Source organism: Thermus composti (assembly GCF_014647535.1).
Taxonomy (GTDB): Bacteria; Deinococcota; Deinococci; order Deinococcales; family Thermaceae; genus Thermus; species Thermus composti.
Map to the genome: position 1 here is coordinate 1 of NZ_BMPJ01000045.1, position 7,938 is coordinate 7,938.

At 64.1% G+C, this 7,938-nt stretch carries 6 protein-coding genes; all 6 read left to right on the plus strand.

Annotation, left to right across the window (positions count from 1 at the left end; genetic code table 11):
* Nucleotides 1-477 precede the first annotated feature (477 nt).
* Nucleotides 478-1,125, plus strand: coding sequence for a helix-turn-helix domain-containing protein (locus tag IEX93_RS11030; RefSeq protein WP_188848241.1), 648 nt, complete (start codon nt 478-480; stop codon nt 1,123-1,125).
* 288 nt (nt 1,126-1,413) lie between these two features.
* Nucleotides 1,414-2,499: a hypothetical protein gene (locus tag IEX93_RS11035; protein ID WP_188848242.1), complete on the plus strand. Its 1,086-nt coding sequence runs from the start codon at nt 1,414-1,416 to the stop codon at nt 2,497-2,499.
* 6 nt (nt 2,500-2,505) lie between these two features.
* Nucleotides 2,506-3,087 carry a hypothetical protein gene (locus tag IEX93_RS11040; protein ID WP_188848243.1) on the plus strand — a complete coding sequence of 194 codons (582 nt, stop codon included), beginning with the start codon at nt 2,506-2,508 and terminating at the stop codon, nt 3,085-3,087.
* 129 nt (nt 3,088-3,216) lie between these two features.
* Nucleotides 3,217-4,176 carry a ParA family protein gene (locus tag IEX93_RS11045; RefSeq protein WP_039457267.1) on the plus strand — a complete coding sequence of 320 codons (960 nt, stop codon included), beginning with the start codon at nt 3,217-3,219 and terminating at the stop codon, nt 4,174-4,176.
* Entirely contained in the window at nt 4,176-5,078 is a 903-nt protein-coding gene (locus IEX93_RS11050) for a ParB/RepB/Spo0J family partition protein (protein ID WP_188848244.1), read from the plus strand. The genes IEX93_RS11045 and IEX93_RS11050 overlap by 1 nt, the downstream gene beginning before the upstream one ends.
* Before the next feature lie 26 nt (nt 5,079-5,104).
* Nucleotides 5,105-7,936 carry a DEAD/DEAH box helicase gene (locus IEX93_RS11675; RefSeq protein ID WP_229906180.1) on the plus strand — a complete coding sequence of 944 codons (2,832 nt, stop codon included), beginning with the start codon at nt 5,105-5,107 and terminating at the stop codon, nt 7,934-7,936.
* The last annotated feature ends 2 nt before the right edge of the window (nt 7,937-7,938 follow it).

A 7,938-nucleotide genomic window follows, 5' to 3' on the forward strand; every position in this document is an offset into this window, starting at 1 on the left:
ACGGCCTTAGGGTTCTTCTCTCCCTCCTCCCGCCCCCTCCGGGGTACAAGGCGATTTGCTAGGCAAGCCCGCACCTCATTGACAAGGCTTTCCCTCTCGGCCACCCTGTTAACTAGGGACTGGGCCCGGGGTTTCCCCGGGCTTAGTACGTTAGGGAGAGGTCCAAAGCTGCTCCCACGAAGCTGGATCCCTCAAAAAGGCGAACACCTCGGAGGTCACGCCCCGGGCAAAAAGGCGACCTTCCACAAGTTCCCTGAACCACGCCCGTATCACTTCCTGAGGGGTCCCAATCCTTTTTCCGCCTTGAGGCGGCGGCCACACTCGTCCGCGTAGATCGCGAAAGCCGGTTCCACCGGGGCCAGTTTACCCGGAAGAATCTGCACGAACCCCCCTTGCGCCCGCACGGGAAGCGCTATGCCCCAACCGCTTCCCAGAATTGCCGTTGCGCCAGAAGAGGACAGGCCGTATCGTGTGGTCATGCCGCGCACCAGCAAACGCCCCCTTCCCCGCCACGTCCTCCGCATCGGCGAGAGGCGGCGGGAGCTTGGCCTTACCCAGGAAGAGCTCGCCCGCATGGCGGGCTTCTCCACCAGCCTCATGGCCAAGATCGAGCGGGGCGCCGTGGACCCCAAGACCCTTTCCGCCCAGTACCTGGTGGGCCTCGCCAAGGCCCTCGGCCTCACCCTCTCCGAGGTCATGGGGGAAGAGGTCCCCGGAGACGACCTGGGCTCCGTCCCCTTCTCCCTCCCCGTCTACACTTCCCCCGAGGAGCTGGAGAGGGAGAGGCCCGCCTCCCGGGCCTTCCTCGCCCCCGCGGAGCTCCCCCGGGGAGCGGTGGTGGAGCGCCTGGCCTTCCTGGAGGTCCCGGGGAGGTGGCTTGCCACCCTGGACCTCCCCTTCCCCACCGCACGGAGGGTCTGGGTCCTCACGGAGCTCAGGCCTCTTCTCCAGCCCCAGGCCGTCTACCTAGGGAAAGTCCGTGGCTACGCCGCCTTCTTCCCCCACGAGGCCTTGGAGAGGGACCCCCTGGCCCTCTACCCTCTCCACCCGGAGCTCCCCACCCTCTGGCTCGAGGAGGAGCGCCCCGAGGTCCTGGGCCTGGTACGGGGATGGCGGGTGCTATAGAGGCCATGTATTGCCAAAATGGGTGGTGTATGCTAACCTCTAGTTGCGGCTAGCCAACCCTGGGGGGAGCGTGCTAGACTCCAGGGTTAAGGAGGTGAGAGTTCACCTAAGGACGCGTAGCGGTAGGTAAAAGTAGGAAGACCGGGGTTTCCCCCGATCCCTTCTCCGGAACCAGCTTGGTACCCTCGCAATCCCCTAATCCGAGGGTACCAAGCGGAAGGGAAAATGTCAACCCGGGTGGAAGCCCCACGGGCCCCAGGGCCGGGGGTAAGCGGCCCATAAAGGACCGTGGGAACGCAAGTCGGCTGGACCCATCTGGAAGCGCCAAACGGCTACACCCTTATTCCCAATCCCCTCTTGAACAAGCTCTTCTCGGCTAAGCTGTCGGCCACCGCCCACTCCGTCTTCCTCGCCCTTGCCACCCGCCGCAACCTCCGTTCCAACAAGGCCTCCACGAAGGACCTGGCCCGCTTCCTCGGGCGGGACCAGCGCACCGTGGAGAAGGCCCTCCTCGCCCTCTGGGAGGCGGGCCTGGTGGAGCGGGACGCCACGGGGTGGTGGCTTTCCGATGCCCCGCCCGGGCAGGACCCAGGTCAGCGAAGCTACCTTGAGGCCCCCGTGCGCGCCGTGCAGACCCCCCTGCAAACCTTGCAAGGCCAAGGCGAGGAAAACACCCTCCAGGACGGGCTTCTCTCGGCGCGGGAAATAAAGGAAAGAGAAGCAACTACTGAAGAAAAAAATCCTCCTCATCCTCACGCCCAGGCGGCGGAGGCGGAGGAGGTCGAAGAGGTGGAGGCTGACCGCAAAGTCCCGAAGGAAAGGGCGGTCTCCGCCTCTCCCTCAGAGGGAGGAGGGAAGGCGACCCTCCTGGTTCCTTCGCCGTCCTCGGCCCCTCCTTCCCCTTCTGGATCTTCCCCGGCGCTCGTGAAGGAAGGCACGAAGTTCCGCCTCCAGGCCCGCCTCAAGGAAGCGGGGCTCTGGCAGGACTTCTACCGGGTCTTCCGCCCGGGCTTCGCCCACCAGGGCCTGTGGCGGGCCTACCTAGAGCGCCTGGAGCGGGAGGCCCTGCCCCTGGGGGAGGCCTTCCTCCAGGCCTTGGGGCGCACCCTCGAGGGGGCCCACCTCGGCGTGGTCCGCTACCCCGCGGCCTACCTGGACCGCCTGCTCCAGGACCTCGCCCCCCCCGAGCGCTCCTCCCCTCCCCCGCCCCCGCCCGAAGAGGTGCCTAAGGACGCCCTCCTCCTTCTCCCGGACGGGAGGCGGGGGTACTTCGCCGGGTGGACCGGGGGCGGGGCCAAGGCCTTCGTGGAGGTGGACGGAGTGGCCTACCTGGTGGACCGGGAGAGCGTCCTCCGGGCCCGTGTGCTAGGGTAGAGGGGAATGGTCACGACGCCCCCTTCACCCCCCCTGAGCCGGGTTCCCCTAAGGTTTGGCGCCCACTACGCCGCCGTGGTGCTCGTGGAAGGGCAGGTCTTCGTGAAGGAGAGCCGGGCTCCGAACGGCCAGGTCTACACCTTCTACCGCCTCCGCCTCCCGGACGGGGGCTTCCTCCGCCTGCCTAGGGTCCACCGGGGCCGGCCCATGGCCGAGCGGGTGGGGGCGCGCATCCGGGGCACCTTTTGGCCCCGCACGAACGGCCAAGGCCTTCTGGAGAAGTTTCTTCGCCTCGGTCGGATTGGGGCACCCAAGGGGGACGGGAAGGGCCACCCCTTGATGGCCGCCCAGGGCCGCGTGGCCTTCGTGGACCGGGAGGAGGGGAGGTTTGGCCTCGAGGTGCGGCCCAATCCTGGGGGACGCCTCAAGGAGCCCTTCACCCTCACCCTCTGGGCTCCCCTCTCCCTCCTCGAGGGCCTGCCCCCCGTGGGAAGCGGGGTTTACGTGGAGGGAGAGGCCCGCTTGAAGACCCGGCGGCTCGTGGCGAAGAAGGTGGAGCCTGCCAGGCTCTGGGACGATCCTTCCTGAAGGAGGGGGTGGTCCCCGCCGGCCTCGAGGCCACGGCAGGGAGGCCGAAAGGCTCTTATCCGGGTGATTTAGAACACACCCGCTGTGGGATTTGACTCACGGCGTGAGGCGGGTTATATTGCTTCCAAGATGAAGAAGACCGTCCTCATTCCCCTCAAGGACTGGGCCCTGGAGCAGGGGCTCTCCTACTCCGGCGCCCTCAAGCAGATCCAGGAGGGGAGACTCAACGCGCGGCGCCTTGGCCGCTACTGGTACGTGGTCAAGGAGGTGGAGGCCCCGGGGGGAGAAGGGGTGGTGCTCACCCTCTTCACCCACGCCGGGGGGGCGGGGAAGACCTCCCTGGCCCGGGACCTGGGGTACGAGATGGCCTCTAGGGGCAAGCGCGTTCTTCTCGTGGACGTGGACCCCCAGGCCAACCTCTCCGCCTGGCTCGGCATCGTGGACGCTCCGGTAGAGGAGACCCTTCTCGGGCTCCTAGAGGGTAAGGGACGCTTCAGGCCGAGGGAGGTGCTTCCGGGGGTTAGCCTCATCCCCGCGCATGTGGAACTTGCCCGGGCCGAGCTTGTCCTCATCCGGGAGCCCTACAAGATGTTCGCCCTGAGGAAAGCCCTGGAAGCCTTCCGGCAGGAGTACGACCTCATCCTCGTAGACTCCCTGCCCTCTCTGGGCTCCCTGGCTGGAGTTGCGGGTATGGCCGGGGACGGCCTTCTGGTTCCCGTGGAAGCCTCGCCCAAGGGCCTTCAGGCCCTGCCCACGGTGCTTTCCGTGGCCCAGGACTACGCCGAGGGGTTGGCCTCTCTGGGGATGTGGGGCGGGGGCGCCTTCGTCCGCGCCCTCATCCCTAACGGGCTGGAAGGGACGGTCCGGGACCGGGAGGTTTTGGCCCAGCTCGAGGGCCTTGGAGGGCGGATCCCCTTAGCACCCCCCTTGGTGCGCCGTCCGGCGGTGTACCGGGAGGCTCAAGTACAGCGGCTTCCGGTGCAAGCGGTGGGCGGGGAGGAGGTGCGGCGGGAGATGCGGGCCCTCGGGGACTTTCTGGAGGGGATCCTGGAGCAGGTCAAGGCTGAGCTTCACAAGGAGGTGGCCTGATGAGCCGCAAGCCGAGCCCCATGGACCCCTTCCTGGCCAGGGCGCTTTCCGCCTTGGAGGAGATGGAGGGGAAGCCGGTCCAGGCTGGGGGGAAGACGCTTCCCCTCGAGGCTCTCGTCCCTTCCGCCCAGCCCCGGAGGCGCTTTGAGAACCTGGAAGCCCTCGCCGAGAGCATCCGGGAGAAAGGGGTCCTCCAGCCCCTCCTGGTGCGGCCCTTGGGGGACGGGAGGTACGCCATCGTGGCCGGGGAGAGGCGGTACCGGGCCGCCCGGATGGCGGGGCTTTCCGAGGTCCCGGTGCGGGTGGTGGAGCTCTCCGAAAAGGAGGCGAGGCTTTTCGCCCTGGTGGAGAACCTCCAGCGGGAGGACCTGAACCCCTACGAGGAGACCGTGGGGGTCCTCGCCCTCCTATCGGAAGACTTGGGGAAGCCCGTGGAGGAGGTGGTGGGGCTTCTCCGCCGGATGCGGAAGGAGAAAAGGGGGGAAGCGGGCCATAACGTTATGGCCTCCCCCGAGGCCCAGAGGGTGGAGGAGGTCTTCCAGGCCCTGGGGCGGATGACCTGGGAAAGCTTCGTGCAGAACCGCCTCCCCCTCCTCAACCTCCCTGAGGACCTGAGGGCGGCCCTGGAGGAGGGGGCGATCCCCTACACCGCCGCCCTGGAGCTCAAGAAGGTGAAAGACGAGGCCTTGCGGAAGGCCCTCTTGGAGGAGGTGAAGGCGGGCCTCTCCCTGCGGGACCTGAAGGCCCGGGTGCGGGCGGCCCTCAAGAAGGAGAAGGCGCCTGCGGCGTGGTATGGAGACGTCATCGACGCCTTGAAGAAGACGGATTTTAGTGCTCTCCCCACGGAAAAGCGGGCCAGGGTAGAAGCGCTCTTAGCGGAGCTCAAGGAACTGCTTGGTTAAACGCGTCTGGGTTCAGTATGGCGGTCTTGCCAAGGATCCACGAAGGGGTTTTCTACTGGGCTTATCGGATCCTGGGGCCGGAGTTTAAAGGCCCCACGATTGAGGATCCCCTTGGGGTTCTTCCCATTCCTCTCAAGACGGCCCTCCTTCAAGCGGTAGGGAAGCGGTTTGGGTTAGAGTTCGATCTTGCAGAAGCTCTCCTTACTCGGCCCCCAAACGAGGGGCGCTCTTACGCTTATGCCACCCATTGGTGGCCCTCAGAGGAAGGACTCAAAGAGCTCCTTTATGAGCGCATATCTCGGGCTTCTTTGAGCGACTGGGAGTTCGTTCCCGTCGAAACGTTAGACGACTTCGTGCGCAAGCACCGTCTTCAAGGGAAGGAGCACTATGCCGAGGTGCTCTTCCTAAAAGAGGTTTACCTTCCCCTCTTTGGTAGCGAGGGGCTTGCCCTCTTGTTGCCCCAGGTGGGCTTCTTGGACGAGGAGGGGGGAGAGCGCAGGGCTGACTTCATCCTCTTCGGTCAAAGGCCGTACGCCATAGAGATCGAAGGCAAGAGCTACCACGAGCGCCCGGACCGCTTTGCGCGAGAAAAAAGCCGTCAGCGGTCGCTTACGCTCCGGGGAGTCGCGTATTTTCCCATCGCCTACGACGACATCCGCTCGGGAAAGGCCCGTGAAGCCTTGATAAGGCTTGCCGAGAGCGACCCAGTCCTGGGGGGCTACCTGAGGAAAGGTGGGGTGGGGCTTTCCAGGGGGCCCGCTTATTCGCCCCTCCACTGGCTTGTGGACTTTCCGGTGCGGTACCCCATCGCCCTGAAAGGGGCCTTTGCGCGCCTCTTAAAGGCGGTCAGGGAGGGCGAACGTTCCGTCCAAATTATGGACCCAGAGTCATCCACCCCCTTGGTGGAGGCGGCCTTCGCCGATGCTTACTTCACGCTTTTGAACGTGGGCCGGCTTGCCGGGGTTGACGTTCCCTTACCGGAAGTTCGCGTTTATCGGCTGGACGCGGATAGCGTTTCAAGGACCTTCCGGGATCTCCTGCCGCTTTGGGTCGGGCGGGTTGAGGGCTTTTCAGTTGTCGACGGAGCCCCTGAAGAAGGGGTCCTTGACGTTTTCTCCTGGGACCGTATCGCTTCCCTAGCGCGTGAGGCCGACGCTTTCCAAGCAGAATACGAAGAGGAACGAGGATCTTGGACTCCTCCCTTTGTCGGGACGGCATCTTCTGCCCTCGTTCTGGACTTCTTCGCCCGGAAGTTTTTCCCGGTGCCAGAGCTCAAGGAAGCCCAACTTCGTCTTTTGCAACGGGCGCTACGGGGAGAAAGCGGCCTTGCCCTGTTGCCCACGGGCTATGGTAAGTCTCTTATTTTCCAGCTTTACTCCTTCCTCGTCCCGGGGGTGAACATCGTCATCTCTCCTCTTCGGGCCCTGATGCGGGATCAGGTGTACAACCTTCAGCGGATCGGCGTCACAGCGGTCACCTCGATTTCCAGCGACGACGAGGCCGCGGCCAAAGAGAGCAAGACCAAGACTTTGTTGGAAGGGCGCTACCGCCTTGTGTACCTTTCCCCGGAGCGGATCCGCATCAAGGGGTTCGTTGAGGAATTCCGAAGGGAACTGGGAAACCTTCCTGTCTCGGCGGTAACTGTAGACGAGGCGCACTGCGTCTCCGAGTGGGGGCATGACTTCCGGCCCGCCTATCTCCATATCCGTGGCTTTTACGAGGAGATCCAGGCGGTTTCGCCGAGGAAGCTACCCCTGATCGCGCTTACGGCCACGGCCTCTCCTCCCGTTCGAAGGGACATCCTGAGGGTTCTGGGGCTCCCCGAGGGGGCTGTGGAGCAACTCGCCAGTAGCGATCGTCCCAACCTGAGTTTCTCTGTCCATCCCGCTCCTCTCGGACTGAACCAAAAGAGGAACCTTCTTAGAAACCTCTTGACCGAGATCCTTCCACGGACGCTGGGCGTGCCACGGAAGGAGCTTATAGGAAGGCCAAAGCAGTCCTCGTACCCGCATGCCGGCGTCATCTTTGCCATTTATGCCGACCCTCGTGGGCAGAAGACTTTCGAGGAGGGTGTCCACGCGATAAGAAGCTTCCTCCTCAAAGAGGGCTTGGCTTCTGGCGATCAGGTGCACGTTTACGCAAGTAAAAAGCCGGCTGTATGTCCTTCATGCGGTTCTAGCGAGTGGTTTGCAGATCGGGGAAAAAACACTTGCCGTAGTTGCGGTTCTTCCTTTGTCAAACCAAAGATCATCTTTGACTGGGAAGATAGGGTACGAGAAGTCCAGGACCGCTTCCAGGAGAACCGCTTTCCCCTTCTGGTGGCGACAAAGGGCTATGGCATGGGGGTGGACAAGCGGAATATTCGCTATATCATCCACCACGCCATGTCCAGCGGTCTCGAGGGCTACTACCAAGAGGCAGGGCGCGCGGGGCGCGATGGAAGGCACGCGCATGTCGCTTTGATCCTGACACCGCCCACGCGGTCGTGCTTGGAACAACATGTTCTAGGCGGAGACGGGATACCCCCTTGCCTTCCGAACGGGCGTTTCCGGTCCTGCCCCTACGGTCTGACGCTCCCTTGTGACTATGCTCGTCAGATTGAGTTCCTGCAGGGGAGCTACCCCGGGGTAGAGGTGTCCTTGCAAAGGGCCATGAATGTGGCCGAGAGGATTTACCACGCTTCGCAGGGTGGACCAGATGGGCAGCGCTTTGTGGAGGTGGAGGGTCATGAGGAAGAACTGACCAGCTTTGAATATGCCCTCGTGCGCCTCATGCAAATTGGCTTTTTAGATCCCCCCTTCGGTTATTCGCTCCGACACTATTCACGCCGCCACCCTAGCTACCCAGGCGATGGGTAAGG